Here is a 24,429-nt window from a genome sequence, read left to right on the forward strand (position 1 = left end):
ATATTTTACAAATATCTTACTTCAGTTCTGCCAATACAGTTACACTACCAACTGTTTTATCCTGAAGTTTAACTTTTATCTCAGCATCCAACGGCAAAAAAAGATCCACACGTGAGCCGAATTTAATAAAGCCCATCTCCGTGCTTTGCTCCACCTGATCTCCTTCTTTGACGTACCATCTGATACGCCTGGCTGCTGCACCCGCAATTTGACGGAAAAGAACATCAATGCCTTCTTTATTACGTATCACCACTGTTGTACGTTCATTATCAGTACTCGATTTGGGATGCCAGGCAACCAGGTATAGACCCGGATGGTATTTAAAATACTGAATGACGCCACTGATCGGATTCCAGTTGATGTGCACATTTAAGGGAGACATAAAAATGCTCACCTGACGGCGCGGTCCTTTGAAATATTCTGTTTCCACCACTTCCTCAATCACAACCACCTTTCCATCACATGGCGCTACTATTTGCCGGTCACTTGTGTACACCACGCGTGCAGGAACTCTGAAAAACTGAACTACCAGCAGGAATACGAGTATGCTTGCAACAAGCACAATCTTTGGAATCCAGTATCCCTCCGGCAGCAAATATTGAATTCCCAGATTAACAAGAATTAAGATGATGGCCGTGACTGCCATAATGGTAAATCCTTCTCTGTGCAGTTTCATCTAAGGGTATATTTCGTTAATATATAGTCTCTCAAAATACAAATATCGTATAAATCCTGATTTGTCTCTATTAAAAAAGCCCCGCCAGACAATTTTTGAATGGCAGGGCTTAATATATAAGCAGGCAAGTTTTGCGGTAAATTATTCAATTACAACGCAATCTCCATTTTTTATATCCTGCTCAACTTTCTTATATTTCACATCACGTAGAACGCGTCCGTCACGATATTGTACCGATACTTTCTCATTTCTGTCTGCTACTTTCTCCACGCGTACAGGCTGCGATTTGGTGGTAGATTCTGTATGTCCAAAGTCCGGGCCATCCAGTTCAGCACCAAAATCCTCTTCACGATTGGTATGTAATTCCGGAGCCGGAGCTTCAGGACGACGTACCGGCTGCTGTACAGCAGGTGCCGCTTCTTCCTGTGGAATATCAGCCTTCATCAGGAAGGACAACATATCAAAATTAACTTTGCTCAGGAAGCGTTTGAAAAGCTCAACAGATTCAAATTTATATATCAATAGAGGATCCTTCTGCTCGAATACTGCATTCTGTACCGATTGCTTCAAGTCATCCATTTCACGCAAGTGTTCTTTCCATTCCTGATCTATCAAAGACAGAACAATGGCCTTTTCCATTTCATGAGTAATCTCACGTCCTTCGTTATCAATCGCTTTCTTCAGATTTACGACAACACCTGTCTGGCGTAGTCCATCACTGAAAGGAATCATGATCTCAGTAATCGTAGCACCTCTCTCAGCATAAATGGATTGCAATACTGGTAAAGCTTTCTGGCTGATCGCTTCGTTTTTCTCCTGATACTGCTTCTCTGCTGCCTCGTATAACTGCTGTGAACGATCAGCAGGTTTCAGCGATCCATACTGTGCTTCCGTGAAAGGAGGCTCAATTCCTAATGTTGTGATAGCCGATAGCTCCAGTTCTGCATAAGAATTGGCTGATGAGCTGATTTCTTCACAAACATCATAGAGTGTATTTGCAATATCGACCGCCAGACGTTCTCCGAACAGTGCATTTTTACGACGTTTGTAAATTGCATCACGTTGGTAGTTCATTACATCATCGTACTCAAGCAATCTCTTACGCATTCCGAAGTTGTTTTCTTCCACTTTTTTCTGCGCACGTTCAATCGACTTCGTAATCATCCCACTTTGAATCACTTCGCCTTCTTCCAGCCCCATACGGTCCATCACTTTGGCCATCCGGTCAGAACCGAACAAACGCATCAGGTTATCCTCCAGAGAAACAAAGAATTGAGAAGAACCAGGATCACCCTGACGTCCCGAACGACCTCTTAACTGGCGATCTACACGACGGCTTTCGTGTCGCTCCGTACCTACAATAGCCAAACCTCCTGCTGCTTTTGATTCCGGAGTCAGCTTAATATCCGTACCACGACCAGCCATGTTAGTCGCAATGGTTACAGTTCCGGGCTTTCCGGCTTCGGCAACAACTTCAGCTTCACGCTGGTGTTGTTTCGCATTCAGTACCTGATGCGGTATTTTGCGGAGCGTCAGCATCCGGCTGATAATTTCGGAGTTTTCCACAGAAGTAGTACCTACCAGAACAGGACGACCCGCTTCTACCAGTTCTACAATTTCATCTGCTACTGCATTGTACTTTTCACGAACCGAACGATACACCTTATCTTCCTGGTCTTTGCGGCTGATTCCTCTATTTGTTGGAACAGATACAACATCCAGTTTATATATTTCCCAGAATTCACCAGCTTCCGTTTCCGCAGTACCGGTCATACCGGCCAGCTTATGATACATTCTGAAGTAGTTCTGCAGTGTTACAGTTGCATATGTCTGCGTGGCGTCTTCTACACGCACGCTTTCTTTTGCTTCAATAGCCTGGTGCAAACCATCCGAATAACGACGACCATCCATGATACGGCCAGTCTGCTCATCCACGATCTTTACCTTTCCATCCATGATTACATACTCCACGTCCTTTTCGAACAATGTGTACGCTTTCAAAAGCTGATTAACAGTATGTATACGAGCAGTTTTTACAGAATAGTCGCGGATCAGCGCTTCCTTATTCAGGATTTTTTCCTGCTCACTTAAAGACTTATCCTTTTCAATTGCATCAAGATCGATAGCGATATCAGGTAGAATAAAGAAATTAGTTTCTTCCGACTCGCCTGTCAGGAAGTCAATTCCTTTTTCAGTAAGCTCAATACTATTGTGACGCTCATCAATTGTAAAGTAAAGAGGTGCATCTGCAACAGGCATCAGTTTCTGGTTTTCTGCCAAGTGGATAGACTCCGACTCCTGCATCAACTGACGAACTCCGCCTTCACTCAGATACTTAATCAATGGCTTGTACTTTGGCATACCGCGGTGTGCACGGAATAAAGCAAGCGCACCTTCTTTTTTATCACCGGCACTGATTTTCTTCTTTGCTTCATTAAGAAGTTCCATAGCCAGTTTTTTCTGCGCTTCAACGATCCTGCCGACACGTGGCTTCAACTCAAGGTACTCTTGCTCGTCTCCACGAGGTACAGGCCCGCTGATGATCAATGGTGTACGTGCATCATCAATCAAAACGGAGTCAACTTCATCTACCATTGCATAGTGATGCTTACGCTGAACAAGTTCTTCCGGCGTACGTGACATGTTGTCACGCAGGTAATCAAAACCAAATTCGTTGTTGGTTCCGTAGGTCAGATCTGCCTTATAAGCGTTTCTTCTGGCAGTGGTATTAGGTTGGTGACGATCAATACAATCCACACTCATACCATGAAATTCAAATAATGGAGCATTCCACTCCGCATCACGTTTGGCAAGGTAGTCGTTCACCGTAACGATATGGACGCCCTGTCCTGCAAGTGCATTCAAAAATGCAGGAAGTGTCGCTACAAGTGTTTTCCCTTCCCCGGTAGCCATTTCAGAGATCTTTCCCTGATGCAAAACGACACCACCTATGAGCTGTACATCATAGTGAAGCATGTTCCACTTAATAGGCTGACCTATTACATCCCATGTTGTATTCCAATATGCTTTATCTCCTTCAATTTTAACGCTGGCCTTTTTGGAAGCCACTTCACGGTCAAAATAATTGGCTGTTACCTCAATCTTGTCATGCTCGGTAAAACGTCTGGCTGTATCTTTTACAATGGCGAATGCCTTGGGAAGGATGTCAAGCAAAACTCTTTCCAGTTCCTTATTACGGTCGAGCTCAAGCGCATCTATTCTTTTAAATATTACTTCTTTGTTATCCACATTTGGCTCATCCGCTGCCTGTGTTCTCAATGAAGCGATCTGCTCATCGATTGATTTGAGTTCGGTTGCGATACGAACTTTCAAAGCCTCCGATTCTGCACGAAGCTGATCATTGGTTAAAGAAGCCAGCAAAGCGTATTCTGCATTGATCAACCCAACATATGGGGTTAACTCTTTTAAATCCCGTTCTGCCTTCGTACCGAACAGCTTCGAAAATATTTTAAACATGACTTTTTATGTGTATTATTTATCTTTATTTCTTTTTGAAAAATATTGCACCCGACGCATGTTATGTGCCAGATTGTCAGCAAAGCTACTATTTTCAACTGCAAAAGTAATCCTTTACAAATAGTTATTAGCAAGATTCAGAATAATCCTAAGGAAAGTCTAATCACCCACATTATCACCGGATACCATTCCTGTTTACTAACGCTGAGCGCTGATAAATGTGTTTTAAAACTACAATCAACCTGCCATATAACATGAGAATATCTCAATTTTAATGGAGACTTAACTTTTCCTCACACCAATTCGCCATTTCTCCTGCCCGAAAACCACTCATCCAAATTCATTTTAAACTACCATGCATTACATAGTACCTTTGAATCAACAATAACAACTAAATGAATATAGCTATGAACAACAATAGATTATTCCGCAATACAGAAAACAAAATGATCGGTGGTGTAGCATCAGGTTTAGCTGAGTACCTGAGCATTGATGTTACGATAATAAGAGTACTGCTGGTATTGGCATTCTTTATCCCAATGTCATTCCCGATTGTACTGATTTACATTACACTATGGATCGTCATGCCCACAAAACGAGCGCTACAACAAACCTGGGAACAAGGCCAGTCAATGCCCTGACCGGAAGTAGCAGCCGTTCAATTCTCTAACATTCATCACCAGAACTTACTCGTAATTACAAACCACCGGAAAACATATTCCGGTGGTTTGTTGTTTTATTTTTAATTGCTAGTTTTACAGATAGTATGCCTGCATACTATTATTGAGTATACTATTATGAAGCCATTCATGAGCGTGGCTTTATTTTTTAAGAATTCAGTGTTGAACTAAACCATCTAAATATATGAACGCATACATTGTTGCCGGTTTCCGGAGTGCAGTTGGAAAAGCATCGCGTGGCGGTTTCCGCTTTACGCGCCCGGATGATCTCGGTGCAGAAGTGATCAAATATCTTTTAGATAAAATCCCCAATCTGGATCCGGCACAGGTAGATGATGTCATCGTCGGTAACGCCGTGCCTGAAGCAGAACAGGGAATGCAGATGGGGCGATACGTAGCTTTACTGGCTCTTCCTAAAAATGTATCAGGAATTACAATTAACCGATACTGTGGTTCCGGGGTGGAAGCCATCGCTATGGCTGCAGCCAAAATACATGCAGGGATGGCCGATTGCATTATCGCAGGAGGCACTGAATCCATGTCACTGGTCCCTACAATGGGATGGAAAACTGCATTGAACTACGAGATCGCACACTCCAATCCGGATTATTACCTGAGTATGGGACTCACCGCCGAACAGGTAGCGCGGGATTTCAAAATAAGCAGAGAGCAACAGGATGAGTTTTCTTACCTTTCTCATCAGAAAGCACTCAACGCGCAAAAGGAAAATTTGTTCACAGATGGCATTGTTCCCATCACTATAAAAGAGACTTATTTTGATGCAGTAACTGGGAAAAAGAAAACGAAAGAAACTGTTGTAGAGCAAGATGAAGGACCTCGGGCCGATACAACTTTGGAAGCCCTTGCCAAGCTTAAGCCAGTATTTGCAGCCGGCGGTTCAGTAACGGCGGGGAATTCCTCTCAGACTTCCGATGGTGCCGCATTTGTGGTAGTGATGTCAGAAAAAATGGTCAATGACCTTGGACTTACTCCTGTAGCACGTATGCTATCCTATGCAACTGCCGGTGTAGATCCGCGCATTATGGGAATTGGTCCGGTTGCAGCTATCCCACTTGCGTTGAAACAAGCCGGATTGAAATTATCTGATATTGAACAAATTGAACTGAATGAAGCGTTTGCCGCGCAGGCATTAGCAGTAATTCAGGAATTGGAGATCAACCCTGACATAGTTAATCCGAATGGTGGAGCAATTGCTCTGGGGCACGCCTTAGGATCAACCGGGGCAAGACTTTCAGTACAGTTACTGAATGAAATGAAAAGAAGGAATCAAAAATATGGCATGGTCACTGCATGTGTAGGTGGCGGGCAGGGTGTTGCCGGCATTTTCGAAAGACTGAATTAGCCATTTCAACAAATATTCTATAGCATTTTTAAGTCTCTCCTCGTTAGATGTCACAGTCTTCCGGGGAGTTTCTTTATTTTTGCCCCTTAACTTTGCATATCACTACATGGATGTATCCATTATCATTATAAATTTTCGTTGCCCAGAGCTAATTATCAATTGCTTACACTCCATATATACCTTTACTAAAAAAGTCAGTTTTGAAATTATTATCGTTGACAACGACCCGATAAACGGAGATGGCGAACGTCTGAGAACCATCTATCCGGATATTAAATGCATTGATATGGACTATAATGCAGGGTTTGGCAGGGCGAATAATAAAGGAATGGCCGCTGCATCAGGAAAATATTTCCTGCTTCTTAATGCAGATACATTGCTAACAGACAACATCATTGATCGTTGCTTTGATCGCATGAACACCCGCAAGGATATTATAGCGCTAGGTGCTTTGCAGCACTACGCCGATAATACCCCGATGCCCTTTTACCGCAGTTTCAATGAGTTTCGCAGGACATTCTTTATTCTCCCTCCAGGTAATACAGTGGATAAGATCATGCATCGCCTCTACCCCGACCCTTCCCACAAAGATCCTCAGCAGTATGACTGGCTGGTTGGCGCATTCATATTTACAAGACGTGAAGGATATGAAAAAACAGGCGGATTCAGTGAAGATTTTTTCATGTATGGAGAAGATGTAGAATGGTCGTGGCGACTGGGCCTACTTGGAAAACTCTGTATTTTTGATGACAGCACTTATATACACCTCGAAAATAAAAATCCTTTCAGGAGAACTCATATTTCTTGGATTAACAGATTTAGTACGCAGATGCAGGTTTCTAACTTATTATGGATCCGAAAGCAGTACGGAATCTTAGCTTACCTTACACTTATCATACATTATGTAACCATGATTCCAGTCGTTTATCTCTGGAAAATTGTCAATAACCTAAGATCAGGAAGTCCTGTAACAGAACTGGATACGCAACATATCTATTTAAGAAAAACCCAAGTACTACTCAAGTATTTTACAAGAACATTGTTTCTTAAAAAAGGTATGTACAAAATTTTGGAAAAAGAAAACATTGACCTCCTTACCTCCTCTCAGTCTTAACTCAACATCTATGAAAAAAAGTAAACAACGCCTTCTTTTCTTCACTCCTTTCGCAACACGTACAGGATCGGAAATGATGTTACTCTATATCATACAACAAATTGACCGCAGCCGGTATGATGTGGGCGTTGTAAGTTTTGCCAATGGCGAACTACTCAAAGAGCTCCCTGCTGACGTTCCTGTTTTCATAGCTCCCAAGCGTTACAACATGGCACAAAAAATCATGTTCTTTCTGGGTGCAAACCCAACACTGCGTTACCTGCGAAAGGTTGCTACTGAGTTTAAAGCAGACATATGGTACATCAATACCACTATGCTACCCGAAGCTGTTGCTGTTGCAAAGGAATTTTCCGTTAAGACGGTGACTCATTTTCATGAATTGCCTTTAACATATGCGTATCTGAGCCGAACAGATTTAAGTAATATTATTAACTTTTCTGACGTATTAATTGGCTGCTCAGGTATCACCTGCGATGCAATTAAGGATACAGGTGGCAAAAAGGTTGAACTTCTTTATTCCTTTATTGATACATCTAAAGCGGTACCCGACTCTATCAAAACTGCTGAAATACGCAAAAAACTTGGCATACCTGAAAATGACTTTGTATGGGTTGTATCCGGAATGACTTCCGAAAGAAAGGGGTTTGACCTGCTGCCAGACATAGCCAATGAACTGGATATGCCAAATGTGCATATCATATGGATAGGAGAACAAATCGATGATGGACTGGTTTATTACACGGAACAACGCTGCAAAAACAATAAGTCAAAAACTACTATTCATCTTGTAGGAAAACAAAAGGAGGATTATTATAATTATTTAAACCTGGGGAACGGCTTTTTACTTACATCTCGGCAGGATCCGTTTCCATTGGTAATGATTGAAGCAGCACTTCTTGGTAAATCTATCGTTGCATTCCCCTCAGGCGGAGCCAGCGAATTTATTCAGGAGGGAATGGGTGCGGTGACTGAGGATATCAGCGTAAGACAAATGGTGATTGCTATGAAGGATATTATGAGTGGCAAAATATTCACCGATGCCGAAATAAGTAAGCTCAGAGCTGGTATTTTTAATGTGAAGAGTGGTTACGAAAACTGGGTTAAAATCATGGACAAAATCTAACTGGATGAGGATCGGGACTTTTTTAAAACAAATTACAGGGAATCTTTTCGCAGCATTACTCCTGTTGAACCTATTTTATGGTCTTCAGGTAAAAGGCCAAAATAATGGTACAACCCCAACAATAGACACACAACGCTACCTTGCGCTGATGTGCCTGAACCTGACTACAGAAAAAGGTCCCGAGCTGGATATCATCAGAGCGGCACATCAGAATGGGGTTAACGCTGTGTATCTGGCTATACCCTGGGACAAAATTTACCTCAACTCTCCAACAGAAACACCCAACTGGGCCCGATTCGACGAGCAAATTAATCTTGCGACAAGTCTGGGCATGAAAGTAGCGCTTCGTATACATTTGGGACGGCACAATACACGAATCAATGGATTTTGGACCAATCCCGATAAACAAATAAGTAATACTGGTCAACCTATGATTGGGGGTTACGGTGATACTTTTTTTGGTTTCGACAATCAGCCTATTACGAACAAAGCACTGAGCTTCGTCAGAGAAGCTGTTAATCGCTACAAATATCTCCAAACCGAAAATAAGCTTCTGTTTGTATCTGTAACCAATACACCTACACAGGAAGGAGAATATTCAGGTGGAATTATCGAAAACGGAAAGGATGTCATCACGGTATATGATTATTCCGAAAGCATGACAAAAGGTTTTCAGGAATGGCTGAAGCCTAACTATAAAAAAATTGAACGCCTCAACTACCTCTGGGGCACGAATTACAAGTCCTTCGCCGAAGTTCCAATGCCATCCAACAGGTGGGAACCTAATCAGACTTTCAGACAGCGTTTTGGCAAGGACCTGTATATTTATCGCCATCAGGTGATGAAACGTTTTATTGATCAGATGATTTCAACTGTTAAGGCGGTTGATCCTCAAATCAAGTTTATGGCGGATTATGGTTCCGTTTTTGATGCTTTGTCCGCTATCCGCGGCACATTGGGATATAAAAGTCTGAGTGAAAAAGCAGATGGTATCAAAGTAAACGATGACCTGGTCAACCATGATCACCGTTGGTCGGTGGACATCCTGAAAAGCGACCGACCTGCTCATTTTATTACAGCCAATGAGTTATTTGTGAATGCAAGTGTAGACAATGCAACTCATCTCAGGCAGATTAATGAGAATTTTGCCCATGGTGCCAATGTAGTAGCTGCAGTAATTTCCACTACTGCTTCCATGCAAAAGGCAGCTCCTTTTTTGCAGCAAGCCGCTGCAACATGGCTGAATCAACCGGTAAATCCTATTGATTACAAAGAAGAGGTAAGCTACAGACTTTCTGCAGCTGTAGAAAAATCAGGAGCAGGAAACGTGGTTTATAACGAATGGGCTAAAAAAGCCTATGCAGATCCTTCCAATCCTAAGCCGGTGCGAATCCGTTTGGAAGAAGACCTTTTTTCTCCGGCTTACTGGGATGATGCCTCTAACTATCCTCCTTATGTATTCCGCCCTATACCCATGCAGATTATCGCTGTAAACCGGGATTTTGTATACACACTCCCTACGGATACATTTTCTGACGTTGATGGTACAATCGTACGTATGGATGTATCCTTACTACCTTCCTGGCTCAGGTACGAAAACGGACAATTGAAAGGAAGACCCACTGCGCTGGGCGATCACAGAATCCTTGTAAAAGGAATTGACGATGAAGGAGCAAGCACAGATGCCTATTTTACAATACGCGTTGATACGCGTGAAAATGCCAATAAGCCGCCAATCGTCAATACCAACTTCGCTAATCAAAGTATAGCAATCGACAAACCATTTTCATTTACTCTTTCAAAGGATGCATTTATAGACCCGGATGGAGAAGTGACCAAGGTCGAAGTTATTGAAATGCCATCGTGGCTCAAATTCAATAATGGAGTTCTTTCAGGAACCCCTACAACGCTCGGAGAGTATCGGGTCTCCATTAAAGCTTATGATGATCTCAATGCATTTGTAGAAACTTATTTTAGCCTTAAAGTCGTAGAACCTCAATACCTGAATAACCCGCCTTACACAATAGGCTCATTTCCTATCAGATATGCTTCGGTAAATGTACCTTTCACGTACACGCTCCCTAACGACGTTTTCACAGATAGTGATGGTTATATAGCATCTATGTCAGTTCAGAACCGACCTGCATGGCTCGACGTTTCACTAAATACTTTATCCGGCACACCTACAGAAGAAGGTGAATACCGCTTGATTATCAGAGCATATGACAATTTCGGAGCTTATGCAGAAGCGCCGCTGGTGATCAGAGTTGAAATCCCACGACTCCGTTTTGAATTGGTAAAAGGAGGAAGTGCGGTCAATCAGCAAATTATCAGACCATTGCAACATGATGATGTATTGGATCTTAAAAATATGCCTCCGTTGATCAACATATTTGCCTATGGTAATTTTGATTATGATCAGGTTGTTTTTGATCTGAAGGGCCCTGTCAATATTTCCTCGGCAACCATGAAATTCCCATATGCATTATACGAAAATGAAGGTGGATTTACACCTTTCCCAGGCAGATACACACTAACGGTAACCGCTACCAATAAAGATGCATCTGTTGTCTCTAATACAATGCAGTTTGGTATCTCTTACGGGGATTCCATAAACATAACGAGAGATATACTGGAATGGAATTTCTATCCCAATCCGGTTGAAACTGTTATTAATATAAAGCTTCCGGAACAGCTGTCAGCAACAGATCTTCGTTACTATATCATTAATATTTCCGGCCAAAAGACAGAAATACCATCAGGATTTGTTAACCATGCTGATCACCTGGCTAACATTGACCTGAGAGGGATGCAGATCAGCTCCGGTATTTATTTCATTCAGGTAGAAAACAACGGAGAGTTTCTAAAACAGTATAAAATATTTAAAAAATAAAAGCCTGTGGCACTATGCCACAGGCTTTTATTTTTTTAGCAATGTAGTATGCAAGCATAATAATTTAATGATATATTTGCATGAACAAAATTAGTATGCAAGCATACCACTTGTCTTAAAACTTAATTTTCTTTACCATGGCCATTGCAGAAAATAAGAAAGTTTCAACCAAAGGAGGTGAATTCCTGATCAGAGAAACGCCTGCATCACAAATTTTTATTCCGGAGGAGTTTACCGAGGAGCAAAAAATGATCGCTGACACCTGCCGTGATTTTTTAAGAACTGAAGTCTGGCCACGTCTTGATGAAATTGATCAGGCAAAAAGTCCTGCATTGATTAATTCACTGATGGATAAAGCAGGTGAGCTGGGGTTATTGGGGACGGTTGTTCCTGAATCTTATGGGGGATTTGGGATGGACTTTAATACTTCCATGCTTGTAGCAGAAGCTACAGGGGCCGGTAATTCTTTCTCGGTTGCACTTTCAGCACATACAGGAATTGGCACATTGCCTATTCTTTACTACGGAAACGAAGAACAAAAGCAAAAATACCTTCCCAAGCTGGCTTCCGGAGAGTGGAAAGCAGCATATTGCCTCACAGAACCAGATTCCGGTTCGGATGCTAATTCTGGAAAAACAAAAGCAATTCTTACAGCAGATGGTAATAAGTATGTAATAAATGGCCAGAAAATGTGGATCACCAATGGTGGTTTTGCAGATGTGTTCATTGTTTTTGCCAAAATTGAAGAAAACGGACAAACTGATAAAAATCTGACTGCCTTCATTCTTGATAAAAGTTTCGATGGCATCACCATGAATGAGCCGGAACATAAGATGGGTATTAAGGGATCGGATACCCGGCAGATTTTCTTTAACGACTGTCAGGTGCCCGTAGAGAATATGCTTTCGGATCGTGGAAATGGATTTAAAATAGCTGTTAACATTTTAAATATTGGCCGTATAAAATTGGCAGCGGCCGCTTTAGGAGGATCGAAAAGAGTAGCTCAGCAGGCTATCAACTACGCAAATGAGCGAAAGCAGTTCGGTACAGCGATCGCTAATTTCGGCGCTATTAAATACAAGCTGGCTGAAATGGCAGTGGGCATGTTCGCCACAGAATCTGCCTCTTATCGTGTAGGCCAAAGTATTGATGACCTCACGGTTGCTTTCCTCGAAAAAGGACTTGCTGAATCAGACGCCAAGCTAAAGTCTTTGGAAGAGCTTGCCATTGAGTGTGCTATTATGAAGGTACATGCTTCAGAAGTATTGGACTATGTTGTCGACGAAGGTGTACAAATTTATGGCGGAATGGGCTTCTCTGCAGATGCTCCGATGGATCGTGCTTATCGCGATAGCCGTATCAACCGGATCTTCGAAGGCACCAATGAGATTAATCGACTTCTCGTGGTAGATATGCTTCTGAAACGAGCCATGAATGGGCAGCTGGATCTGATGTCGCCGGCTATGGCAGTTGGTAAAGAAATCATGTCTATTCCTGATTTCAGTGCAGACGAAGATGAGTCTACATTTGCAGCTGAGAAAAAAGTGATCAAAAACCTGAAAAAGGCTGTGTTAATGATAGCAGGCTCTGCTGTACAGAAATTCATGACCAAGTTATCCGAAGAGCAGGAGATTATCATGAGTCTGGCGGATATGGTAATAGAAACCTATGTGGCAGAATCAGTCCTTTTGCGTGTTGAAAAGCGTATTGAACTTACAGGTGATATCGCCAACCAACTATATAAAGATCTTGCACTCGTATATCTGCACAGGGCAGTGGAAAAAACAAACAATGCAGGACGGGCTGCTATAACCAGCTTTGCCGAGGGTGACGAACTGCGTGTGATGCTGATGGGTCTTAAAAGATTTACAAAAATAGAACCTTTGAATCTCAAGGAGGCACGTCGCAGAATTGCTGACGAGCTTATATCAAAAAATGACTATGCCTTTTAAGGACTGAAAAATAATTCGGCTAATACCCGACGCAACTAAAAACCAAGTAATTGTGAAAGCCGATCCTGTTTCAGTTTCGGCTTTTTCAGTATATAAGAACTATTCTGTACTTCGTTACATATTGACCAACCCTGAACTTTAACGATATTTGCAGGGTTTCCTTTATATTCAAAAAAGCACTGTGTTGGACTCTCTACTGACTACTGAAAAACCACCTTTCGTGAAGTTAAACAAAGTGGATCTGCGTAAAACGGGGCAGTTTCCGGCATTACTCCTGGACTACCTCGACCAAAAACCAGCTACCGAAGAGTTTTACAGCGTGTATCCCACTATTGACAATGCGAAGCTAGCAATAGAAAGCAAGTCAGATTTTGAGGCAGCGAAGCGTAAGACTTTGGTAAATGTCCTTGAAGAGCAATACAAAGGCCAACCCAACAAACCAGATTTTTCAGTACTGCTGGATTCAAAAACCTTTACAGTAACTACAGGGCATCAGCTTAATATATTTACAGGTCCTCTGTATATCATTTACAAGATCGTTACGACCATCAAGCTGGCAAGAGAGCTGAAGCAGGCCTATCCGGATTACAATTTTGTACCTGTATACTGGATGGCAACTGAGGATCATGATTTCGCCGAAATTGCTTCCTTTCATCTATTCGGGCAGACTTTTAAATGGGAAGGTGAGCACCAGGGAGCAGTTGGCAGATTAAATCCAAAGGAATTGGAAACGATCCTGAAACTGCTGCCGACGAAACCTCTTTTATTTGCCAAAGCATATCTTGAGAACGATACGCTGACTGATGCAGTACGATGTTACATGCACGAGTTGTTTGGCTCTGAAGGCCTCATATGTCTTGATGCTGACAGCGCAGAATTGAAAAGACATTTTCTTCCTGTTATCAAAGAGGAACTTACACAATCAATTTCTGAAAAATTAGTTACCCAAACTACCTCCAAACTTACAGAACAAGGTTATCACACGCCGCTTAGCGCAAGGGAAATCAATTTATTCTACCTTAAGGATAATCTGAGAGGACGTATCATTAAAGAAGGAGATCAGTTCAAGGTACTGAATACAGATCTGACTTTTACACAGGAAGCAGTTCTGAACGAGGCCGATGCTCATCCGGAATATTTCAGTCCCAATGTAGTGTTACGCCCGCTTTATGAAGAAATTATTCTGCCCAACCTGGCCTATATCGGTGGACCTTCTGAAATACCTTACTGGATGCAGCTGAAAGGAGTTTTTGATCATTATCAAACTCCGTTTCCTATGCTTATTCCGAGAAACTTCGGAATGTATATCAATTCTTCCATCAATAATAAGCTTGAAAAACTTGGTGTTAGTCCGGAAGAGCTCTTTATGGATCAGGTAATGCTGCGCAAAATGTACGTTCAAAAGAATACAGAAAAGGAGCTGTCTTTACAGGAACAGAAGTCTGCATTTTTAAACATATTTGACGAGATTATAGAAAAAGCTACGGAAGTGGAACGTACCATGGAAGGCGCCGTCAAAGCTGAAAGAGCCCGTTTATTCAACGCACTTGAAAATCTTGAAAAACGGATTCGCAAAGCAGAAGAACGGAATCATGAGTCCGAAATTAATCAACTTCTGAATGTGCAGGAAAAATTATTCCCGGGCGGTACGGCCCAGGAACGTTATGACAACTTACTAAGTTTCTATATCAACGATTCCTCTTTTATCAGCAAGCTCTTCGCTGCTTTTGAGCCTTTGGAATTCAAATATTTTATACTTTCAGAAAGCGATACTGCTCAGCCTTGAGATAATACCCCAATCAGTCTTTCAGCTTCACGTCTCCGAAAGTGGAGACAACTGTAATTTTGGTACCAGTACCAGAGCCTATCTTTCCCTGGTATTGCCTTACTTTATAGTTTTTGTCATCTTTGGAGGGCTGTTGTGTGAAGTTAACATTGCCTGATGGATAACTGAAGTTCCCGTAGGTAACTGTCACATTAAATCTGCTGGCATCTGCCGGCAACGTAACAGAGGAATAGGCCGCTTTAATATTCACATTTTCAGCTGATTTGGTAAGCTCACCAATTTTGAAATTCCCCGAGTAATTCAGCTTGATGTTACTTTCTCCGCGTATCGTTCCAATCTTCACACCTGAATAATCAATATCCGCCTGAAGGTCTTTGACGTCACCAATTGTCAATTCTCCGAATTTGTTATTTAACAGCAATTTCGTTACCTGCTCCAATTTCACATTGGAATAATGGCTTTCAAGCTTTCCCTCATCCATTTTTCCTATGCGGGCCGATCCATAGCGCACATCAATGGTATTGTTAGCGCCAGAAAGTGATTCCGCAGAAAAACTACCATTTCTCGAATTTACGGTGAGTGTAGCGGCAAAGGATGGGATATCCGTATTGCCAAACTTATTATTAACAATCAACGGGTTCTCCTTTGGCATAAAAACAGTGTAGTCTATCTGAATAAAATTCTTTTCTCCGCTGCGGTTATTCCAGCTATTAGAAGATATTTGTCCTCTGTTGATAAGCGTAGTGATATTGATGCGGTTCTTCTCTCGCTTCTCTTCCACATCCACTGCACCAAGGTACTGAGCAGCCCGATTATCTGAAGGGGCATTTGCAGTAATGACAATCTCAACCCGAATTTCCTTTTTATTCCAAAGATTGACTTTCACCTGCCCGAACTGATTGTCTATCATTAGCAAGTCGTGCTCCTTGACGTCGAATATTTTAACAATGTTCCTTTTCTTTTCGATCAACCCTACGGACTCAGGATCAATGGCTTGCACTACAAGCGGTAGCATTAAAGCCACACTATATAAGAGGTGCGTTATTATTTTCTTTATCGTAGCCATCTTTGACCTGATTAATACGTTCTAAAATTTGGATTTGTTGGTTGAGCAGATCAACCTGCCATTGCAGATTTTGCACCATGGCTTTCAGCAGAGCCTCCTGATTGGGAGCATCCGAGAGATTAGACCTAAGGTTACCGTAACTATTCTCCAGACTTTTCAGATCGGCAGAAAAATCTTTGTAAAGCTCCGGATTGTCGCGGGTAAGTTTGACGATCTCACCTCGTTTTTCCTCGATAGCTACCGTATAGGTATTAAATTCCTTTGCATAAGCAGGAACCTTAAGTGCCACTGCAGGATCACGGGTTACACCATACTGCTTATTGAGGTAGATCGTAATACCTATACCCAATACCAGCAATATACCAGCAGCCGCACGCCAATTGTAAGCGCTCATGCCAGACCATAGCCTGGCTATTTTACCGGGTTGGGATGTGGCTATGGATTGAGGTTGCCCTGGAATTTTATTTTCAATGAGATCCCACAAATTATCCTGTGGTAAGAAGCTGTCAAATCCGTCTCTATTATCGCGCACAAACCGTTCCAGACGATCTTTCTTATCAGAATTCTTTTTCATTTTTACTTACTGGTCATGTGTAAAGTTTTTGTCTCAATAGGGCCTGGGTTTTAATAATACCTTAAAAAATCACTCCACATTTAATTGCTCATACGCTGAAAATCACGTTAATGCGTCATCATTTCCGCCAACTTTTTTTTCGCCCGCATGTATTGCGTTCTGGATGTTGACTCTGAAATGCCCAGCACTTCTCCGATTTCTTCATGATCGTAGCCTTCAAACAAATAAAGACTCAACACAACCCGATACCCATCCGGCAGCCTCAATACAGCGTTACGTATCCGCTCTATTTCCAGCGAAGTTTCATCTTCATTCCAGCTGTACATCTCTTCTGAAACTCTCTCCGATTCTTCTCCGGAACGCTGCCATTCATCAATATCAATCCATTGTACCTTTCTGCTTCGCAATTGATTGATCGCCTTATTCACTACAATCTGCTTTAACCATGCACCAAACGTCGACTGCTGTCTGAACTGGTGCAAATTGGAAAATGCATCCACAAAAGCTTCCTGCAGAGCGTCCTCTGCTTCACCCATGTGGTTGATGATCCGCATGCAGATATTAAACATGGCTTTGGAATAGCTTTTATAAAGCTCATACTGAGCCTTTCGCTCGCCGAGTTTACAGCGTTCCACCAGTTCTACATGCCGGTCGATGTACAAATTTGTTTTCAAGCAGAAGGTTTAAATTTTGAACGTTCTGTTACAAAGACATAGCTCATCCTAAAGATGTTGCATGCTTATTAAAAAATTTCATAAAAATATATCATGACGAGCGCCTGCTGAACAAAGGCAGTACCGAGATTGTTCTTTGAAAACAGCATTGTGTATCTTTGAGCACATTATTTTCCATGTACAATCGGTAGCGATCATAGCAGACCGTTACCAGCCAGGGGCTTTTCATCATGAAGACATTCAATATACCGGATTTTTATAGAAGTCGTATTATCACGCCTATTAAAGAAGCGAGAAGGAAAAGCGACAAATTGAAAAGGGATTTTAGTCCGACTGTTCTGGATTTCGGTCCTGTCCAGTTTCTGATTGCCCGCCATTTCGGTTTTTGCTATGGTGTCGAAAATGCTATTGATATTGCCTACCGTGCGATATCCGAAAATCCTGACAAACGTATTTTCCTCCTCAGCGAGATGATACACAATCCCGACGTGAACAGAGATCTTACTGACCGGGGTGTCAGGTTTTTGATGGATACAAAAGGTAATCAGCTTATTGAATGGAGCGAACTTACTCCTGAAGATATCGTCATCGTACCCGCTTTTGGAACCACCATCGAAAATCAAAATAAGCTGGCCGAGCTGGGTATCAATTCTTATGTATATGATACCACCTGTCCGTTTGTAGAAAAAGTATGGAACCGCGCAACGCAGATTGGTGAGAAGGACTACACAATTGTAGTCCATGGGAAGCCATTGCACGAAGAAACCAGAGCCACATTCTCACATAGTAAAGAAAACGCTCCCACTATGGTTGTCGAAAACATGGAAGAAGCCCGACGGCTGGCTGCTTACATTACAGGTGAAACACCTGCTGCCCAGTTTTTTACTGAATTCGCCGGCCAGTATTCAGAAAATTTCGATCCTGAAAAAGACTTGAAGCGCATAGGTGTTGTGAACCAAACCACCATGCTAGCCTCTGATACACAAGGCATTGCTGATTTCCTGAAAAGTGTCATGACTAAACATTACAGTCTGCGACCTGATCAGGTGGAAGATCACTTTGCCAATACACGGGATACGCTATGCTATGCCACCAACGATAACCAAGATGCCACGTATGCGCTACTTGGTCATGATGCAGATCTGGTAATTGTGGCAGGTGGATACAACAGTTCTAATACGTCTCACCTGGTTGAACTTTGCGAAGATAAACTACCTACCTACTTTATCGAGTCGGTCAATAAAATACTGGACAAGCAACTGATCCGTCATTTCAATCTTCACACCAAAGAGGAGACTGTTACTGAAAATTATTTACCGGCATCAGTACCAGCGAAAATAATGCTGACCTGCGGTGCTTCCTGCCCGGATGCAGTAGTAGAAGCCATTTTGCTGAAATTACTTTCATTTTATGAAGGTGCAAAAACAGTGGATGAGATCATGGAGGGCTTTTAAAATTATTCGGGAAAGGATTTCATGCTCCAAAATCAATAAATGGAACCCACCTCACTGTAGCAAATAATAAAATATTACATTCGACGTATAATTGAAATTTACTTCGAATATGAAAACCTCTGCAGTTTCTTTTCTTTGTTTAGTACTTGTTTCCTTATTCCTTCACAGCTGCTCTTCTTTAAATGAATTGAAGATCGCAGGCACTAATTTCAATGAAGAAATCAGTCAGTCGCAGAACCTGGTTTTCACATTTAATAAAGATCTCGTTTCAGAATCTCAGTTGAACTCCTGGGATTCTACACAGTACATCCAATTTGAACCGGCGGTGAAAGGGAAGTTCAAATGGACTGCCCCAAATGAAGTCGTATTTTCGCCCGTAGCGGGATTTGCCCCTGCTACTGCCTATAAGGCAAAACAGACACCTCTGTTGTTAAAAAGTCTCGCAAAGGAAAAAAATTACAACCTCTCTGCTGATCCTTTACAGTTTCATACGCCGTATCTCAACCTGACAGAAACTGAAAGCTGGTGGACTTTATCCAAAGAAACAGGTCGGCGAGAAGTACGGATCAAACTTATTTTTAATTATCCGGTTAATGCACAGAACGTCTCTGAGCGACTCAAATTACTTATTGCAGACAAGCTAACAGACTTCAGAATTCTACCATCCTCCAATGACAAATCGATCATTTTGACGATCAACGCTTCTGGCGCTTCCGATCATAATTCAATTCCGATCACTATACAATTGGCAAAAGGATTAAAAGCACAGAATACCAGTTTTATTACACAAAATGATATTTCAAGTATAGTAACCCTACCCTCCCCTCTCCGCCTTGAAATCACAGACATAAAAACAGGTTTTGAAAACAATACCGCTTTTGCACGGATCATCACCACGCAGGAGTTAAATCCTGAGAGTATAGATAAAGGGTTTACGCTCAATCCTTCCATTTCACCACAGATAGAACTTACTGAAAACGGATTTACCATTCGGGGAGACTTTAATGAAACCGATACCTATGTCCTGCAACTGAACCGTACGTTAAAAGGAATTTTAGGTACGGGTATTGAAACAGAAATATCACGTGGCCTCTTCTTTGGAAAAATGCCAGCCGGTATATCTTTTGCCAACAAAAAGGCACTGTATATGACCCCCAAAGGTTCCCGAAACATGGGTGTTCAAATCGTCAACGTTCCGAAAGTACAGGTCCGTATATCCAAATTATATGCTAACAATATCCTCGGTTATGTCAGGAATAACCGTTGGGAGGATTATGCATATGTAGGTGACGAGTGGACGCGGAGTGGTGGATTTCAGTATAGTGATGATTCACAAAGTAACTTCAGTGATGTCATTGTGAATAAAACTGTTGATACCGAAAATCTTCCTGTCAGTAAGGGTATTTCAGCGCTGAATATAGCGCTCCCCGACGACAATCAACGAAAAGGAATCTATCTTGTTTCTGTTAGTTCGAAAGATGAAGCCTACCTCGGAGCTACAAAACTGGTATCGATATCAGATATCGGATTAATTGCCAAACAAGGACGAGATGAAGTCTGGATCTTTGCGAATTCGATCAAGACTAATGAGCCTCTTGTGAATCTGGAAATTACAATGATCAGTTCCAATAACCAGACCATACACACTTTAAGCACTAACTCCGACGGTGTGGCGCACGTGGATAAACTCAGTGAGAAAGCACCGGGTTTCCGCATCGCGATGATTACTGCAGGTAATAAAGAAGATTTCAATTTTTTGTTACTGGATGATACCAGAGTGGAAACTTCACGATTCGAAGTGGAAGGTTTAAGAAATAATCTATCTGGATTTCAGGCATTCATTTACGGTCAGCGGGACATATACAGACCGGGCGAAACCATGTTTTTCAATACAGTATTAAGAACAGATACGTGGAAAACAGCAAAGGATATTCCCTTAAAAATGCGTTTGCTAACCCCTAATGGAAGAGAATTACAAACTTTCCGAAAAAGTACCAATACACACGGAGCTGTACCAATTGAGGTGAATCTGGACCGATCGGTTATGACCGGTACCTATACGCTCGAAGTGTATAACGCCAATGACGTATTACTGGCCTCACATCCGGTCAGTGTTGAAGAATTTATTCCGGATCGTATTAATGTTGATTTAAGTGGCGCCACAAAATCATATACATCCGGAAGTACAGTAGCACTTACAGCAACGGCAACGAACCTGTTTGGCCCTCCTGCTGCAGGGCGCACCTATGAAATGGAATCGCAATTGAAGCGCAAAGCGTTTTTTTCCACAGCTTTTCCACAATATACTTTTGATATTCCTGCCACCACCTCTTTCGAACGGGAAAGAAGACAAGGAACTACCAATGCACAGGGGCAAACTACCGAAAAATTTCAGCTAGCATCAGGACTCAAAGATATCGGTGTGCTGGAAGGGAAGATATATGTTACGGTTTTTGATGAAAACGGCCGCCCTGTCAACAGGCTTCAGCAATTTGAAGTCTTTACCCAACCCGTTTTATTCGGAATAAATATCCCGGCTACTTATGTAGGTGTGAATGCACCATTGCCTGTCAACATTGTAGGCCTGAATAGTAAGGGAAACTTACAAGCCGGCACCGCTTCCCAAATTCAGGTAGTGAGACTCGAGTACCAGACTGTTGTCGAAAAGAAAAATGAACAACTGCGCTACACTTCGCGCAAAAATGAAAAAGTGGTTTATTCTAATGTATTGAATCTTACTCGGGGTCAGGGATCATTTAAGTATGTGCCTGTGGTATCGGGAGAATATGAGATCCGTGTAAGACGACCAGGTGCGGAACATTATACCGCGGCTTCTTTCTATGCGTATGGATCGGGATATACACAATATTCTTCCTTTGAAGTAAGTAATGAAGGGCGCGTTTTGATTGAAACCGATAAGCCAAGGTATAATCTTTCTGATCAGGCTAAAATTCTGTTCAAAACACCATTTGACGGCCGCTTGCTTGTAACTATAGAGCAAGACAAAGTTTTGGAACAACATATTCTGCATACAGAAAAGAAAGCAGCTGAACTGAAGCTAAACCTGAAAGAGGCGCATTTGCCCAACGTGTTCGTGACGGCTACACTCATCCGGCCGCTTGATGCGTCCGATATGCCGCTCACAGTAGCACATGGCTTTACCCCCATTCTGGTTCAGGACGATAAACGTAGCCTGCCGGTAGCTATAACCGCGATTGGAAATTCAAGATCAAAGACAAAACAGCAGATCAAGGTTAACACGCAACCTAATACACAGGTAACCGTTGCGGTGGTTGATGAAGGAATTTTGCAGATAAAAAATACAAAAACGCCTGATATTCACGGCTATTTTTATCAAAAGCGTGCATTACAGGTTTCTAGTCATGATCTGTATGCTATGCTATTCCCGGAACTCACTATAAAGGGAGCATCCAGCTTTGGCGGAGACGGGTATGATCTCGAAAAGAGAGTAAATCCGTTGAGCAATGGGCGTACTGAACTGGTTTCATTCTGGAGCGGTGTACTCAACACCAATGCGAAAGGGGAAGCAACATTTGATATCAACATCCCACAATTCAGTGGCGACCTGCGCGTGATGGCTGTAGCTTACAAAGACAATGCATTTGGTTCTGCATCCAAAAATATCAAAGTAGCCGACCCGATAGTGATCAGTTCGGGCGTACCACGATTTTTAAGTCCGGGCGATGAACTTTCCCTGCCTGTAAATATTAGTAACACCGAAAACAAAGTTGCCAATGCCACGGTGAGTATACAGCTAAGTGGTCCGCTTGCGAATTCAAGCACCACAACTGTTCAAAAAATCGCCATTGCACCAGGTAAGGAAACAAAAGCCTTATTTTCACTAAAAGCTGCCCAAGGAATCGGATCAGGAAAAATTATTGTGAAGGTGAATGCATTCGGAGAAACATTTATGCAGGAAAACGAACTGAACGTACGCCCTGTATCTCCATTGCTCAAAACAAGCCAATCAGGAATGATCGCTGGCGGGAGTCAGGGGACCATCAATCTTGTCAACAATTTTATTCCTGCTACCAGTAGCAGTGAGATTGTTTTCAGCCGCTCGCCTTTGGTTCAGGGAGGAGGAAAAGCTTTTTCTGCATTGCTTGGTTATCCGTTTGGCTGTCTTGAACAAACTATATCCAAAGCATTCCCTCAGCTCTACTTTGCTGATCTGGCCAAGGCAATGGCCGCGCCGGTATACTTCGTCAGCAATGGAGAAAGTGACTTCAATCCCATTACCAACGTTCAGCAAGCCATCCAAAAAGCAGAATCCCTTCAGCTTTTCAGCGGAGGCATGGCGATGTGGCCGGGAACGACCAGAGATGATTGGTGGACAACCGCTTATACCGTTCACTTTCTGGAAGAGGCGCGGCGGGCGGGTTTTGAGGTGAATGAAAAAACACTTACCAAAGCTTACGAATATCTCACCCGAAAAACTGGCATAACAGCTATGAGAGAAGTGATCGTGGCAAGTTCCGGCAATGGCCTGGCTTACGGAAGTGAACCTTCATCCGGGAGCCAGGTGCGGAAAACGGTAGCAAAAAGAGAAGCCATCTACTCCCTGTATGTACTCTCACTGGCAGGTCAGCCAAACAGAGCCTCTATGAATTATTACAAACAAAACCAGCAACTACTCACAGCAGACTCCAGATATCTGCTGGCAGGAGCATTCCAATTGGCAGGAGATTCAAGAAGTTACGCGGCACTTTTACCGAAAAACTATATAAGCAACAATGCATCTGCTGAAAATGATAGCTACAGTTCTCCTCTACGGAATTTGGCATTGGTGCTCAATACATTACAGGAAACAGATGCAGATAACCTGCAAATCCCGTTACTGGCGCGACAGCTTTCCAAAGCTATTCAATCGGCTCCGTATCTGAATACGCAGGAAGCTTCATTTGCCGTGCTCGCGCTGGGTAAAGTCGCCAGGCAAAGCAAAGGATCAACTGTAACCGGTGATATTGCCTCGTCCGGTAAAACTATTGCGAAATTTACCGGAAGTGAATTAAAACTAAAAAAAGACATTAACAACAAACCTTTAACTGTAACCGCGATCGGGAAAGGAAATCTTTACTGGTTTGCTCAGAGTGAAGGGATGTCGGCTACAGGAACATTTACTCCTGAAGACCATGGATTAACAATCCGTCGCTCTTACCTGACAAGGGATGGAAAACCAGTTGGCATGATTCGTCAAAACGATCTTCTTATTGTAAAATTATCACTTACAAGTGCCACAGGGTTACCTATTGAAAATGTAGTGATAACCGACTTGCTACCAGCAGGCTTTGAAATTGAAAATCCACGCGTTACAGAAGCAAGGGAAATGCCCTGGATCAAACAGGCAGCTGTTCCGAATTATCTGGACATGCGCGATGACCGTATTCATTTCTTTACAACAGCTGGTAAGTTGGAGAAATCATTTTACTATCAGGTTAGGGTTATTTCAAAAGGAACTTTCACAACAGGCCCTGCTGCCGCGGATGCCATGTATCAGGGTGAATACAGAAGTTACTCCGGCGGTGGTAAAATCAAGGTCGAATAGATGCGAACATATCCAGCCCTGATTTTATTTA

Annotated in this window: 14 protein-coding genes; 9 read left to right on the top strand and 5 right to left on the bottom strand. The window is 42.4% G+C overall.

Going from position 1 to position 24,429, the window contains the following annotated elements:
• Positions 1-16: 16 nt before the first annotated feature.
• Both AC1XUE_RS24170 and secA read right to left on the bottom strand, forming a co-directional pair.
• On the bottom strand, positions 17-676 hold the full coding sequence (locus AC1XUE_RS24170; RefSeq protein WP_483358563.1) for a phosphatidylserine decarboxylase family protein: 660 nt from the start codon (positions 674-676) through the stop codon (positions 17-19).
• 141 nt (positions 677-817) lie between these two features.
• Positions 818-4,153, bottom strand: a complete 3,336-nt coding sequence (gene secA / locus AC1XUE_RS24175; RefSeq protein ID WP_483358564.1) for a preprotein translocase subunit SecA — start codon at positions 4,151-4,153, stop codon at positions 818-820.
• A 407-nt stretch (positions 4,154-4,560) separates the two neighbouring features.
• Between secA and AC1XUE_RS24180 the strand changes: the two genes are divergently transcribed.
• From AC1XUE_RS24180 to bshC, 7 genes are all read left to right on the top strand, one after another.
• Positions 4,561-4,794 (top strand): PspC domain-containing protein, encoded by a 234-nt coding sequence (locus tag AC1XUE_RS24180; RefSeq protein WP_483358565.1) that lies wholly within the window; start codon positions 4,561-4,563, stop codon positions 4,792-4,794.
• Between the two features lie 223 nt (positions 4,795-5,017).
• Complete coding sequence (locus tag AC1XUE_RS24185) at positions 5,018-6,196, top strand: acetyl-CoA C-acyltransferase (RefSeq protein WP_483358566.1); 1,179 nt, start codon at positions 5,018-5,020, stop codon at positions 6,194-6,196.
• A gap of 106 nt (positions 6,197-6,302) precedes the next feature.
• Positions 6,303-7,310, top strand: coding sequence for a glycosyltransferase family 2 protein (locus AC1XUE_RS24190; protein WP_483358567.1), 1,008 nt, complete (start codon positions 6,303-6,305; stop codon positions 7,308-7,310).
• Positions 7,311-7,320: 10 nt separating this feature from the next.
• Complete coding sequence (locus tag AC1XUE_RS24195; RefSeq protein ID WP_483358568.1) at positions 7,321-8,433, top strand: glycosyltransferase; 1,113 nt, start codon at positions 7,321-7,323, stop codon at positions 8,431-8,433.
• A 4-nt stretch (positions 8,434-8,437) separates the two neighbouring features.
• A complete protein-coding gene (locus tag AC1XUE_RS24200; protein ID WP_483358569.1) occupies positions 8,438-11,326 on the top strand; it encodes a putative Ig domain-containing protein in 2,889 nt (962 codons plus the stop codon).
• Between the two features lie 137 nt (positions 11,327-11,463).
• Entirely contained in the window at positions 11,464-13,278 is a 1,815-nt protein-coding gene (locus AC1XUE_RS24205) for an acyl-CoA dehydrogenase family protein (RefSeq protein WP_483358570.1), read from the top strand.
• A 220-nt stretch (positions 13,279-13,498) separates the two neighbouring features.
• Positions 13,499-15,064, top strand: coding sequence for a bacillithiol biosynthesis cysteine-adding enzyme BshC (bshC, locus tag AC1XUE_RS24210; RefSeq protein ID WP_483358571.1), 1,566 nt, complete (start codon positions 13,499-13,501; stop codon positions 15,062-15,064).
• Positions 15,065-15,077: 13 nt separating this feature from the next.
• On the opposite strand, the gene AC1XUE_RS24215 is transcribed toward bshC, so the two are convergent.
• From AC1XUE_RS24215 to AC1XUE_RS24225, 3 genes are all read right to left on the bottom strand, one after another.
• Positions 15,078-16,130: a DUF4097 family beta strand repeat-containing protein gene (locus tag AC1XUE_RS24215; RefSeq protein WP_483358572.1), complete on the bottom strand. Its 1,053-nt coding sequence runs from the start codon at positions 16,128-16,130 to the stop codon at positions 15,078-15,080.
• Positions 16,090-16,704, bottom strand: coding sequence for a hypothetical protein (locus tag AC1XUE_RS24220; protein ID WP_483358573.1), 615 nt, complete (start codon positions 16,702-16,704; stop codon positions 16,090-16,092). Before AC1XUE_RS24220 ends, AC1XUE_RS24215 begins: the two co-directional genes overlap by 41 nt.
• Positions 16,705-16,811: 107 nt before the next feature.
• The gene (locus AC1XUE_RS24225; RefSeq protein WP_483358574.1) at positions 16,812-17,378 is read right to left on the bottom strand and encodes an RNA polymerase sigma factor; all 567 of its coding nucleotides are present in this window, start codon (positions 17,376-17,378) and stop codon (positions 16,812-16,814) included.
• 230 nt (positions 17,379-17,608) lie between these two features.
• Here AC1XUE_RS24225 and AC1XUE_RS24230 point away from each other — a divergent pair, with 230 nt between their 5' ends.
• Entirely contained in the window at positions 17,609-18,832 is a 1,224-nt protein-coding gene (locus AC1XUE_RS24230; RefSeq protein WP_483358575.1) for a 4-hydroxy-3-methylbut-2-enyl diphosphate reductase, read from the top strand.
• A 109-nt stretch (positions 18,833-18,941) separates the two neighbouring features.
• Positions 18,942-24,398: an alpha-2-macroglobulin family protein gene (locus AC1XUE_RS24235; protein ID WP_483358576.1), complete on the top strand. Its 5,457-nt coding sequence runs from the start codon at positions 18,942-18,944 to the stop codon at positions 24,396-24,398.
• Positions 24,399-24,429: the final 31 nt, after the last annotated feature.

The sequence above is a fragment of the Dyadobacter sp. HNCC25DJ187 genome, assembly GCF_056895255.1.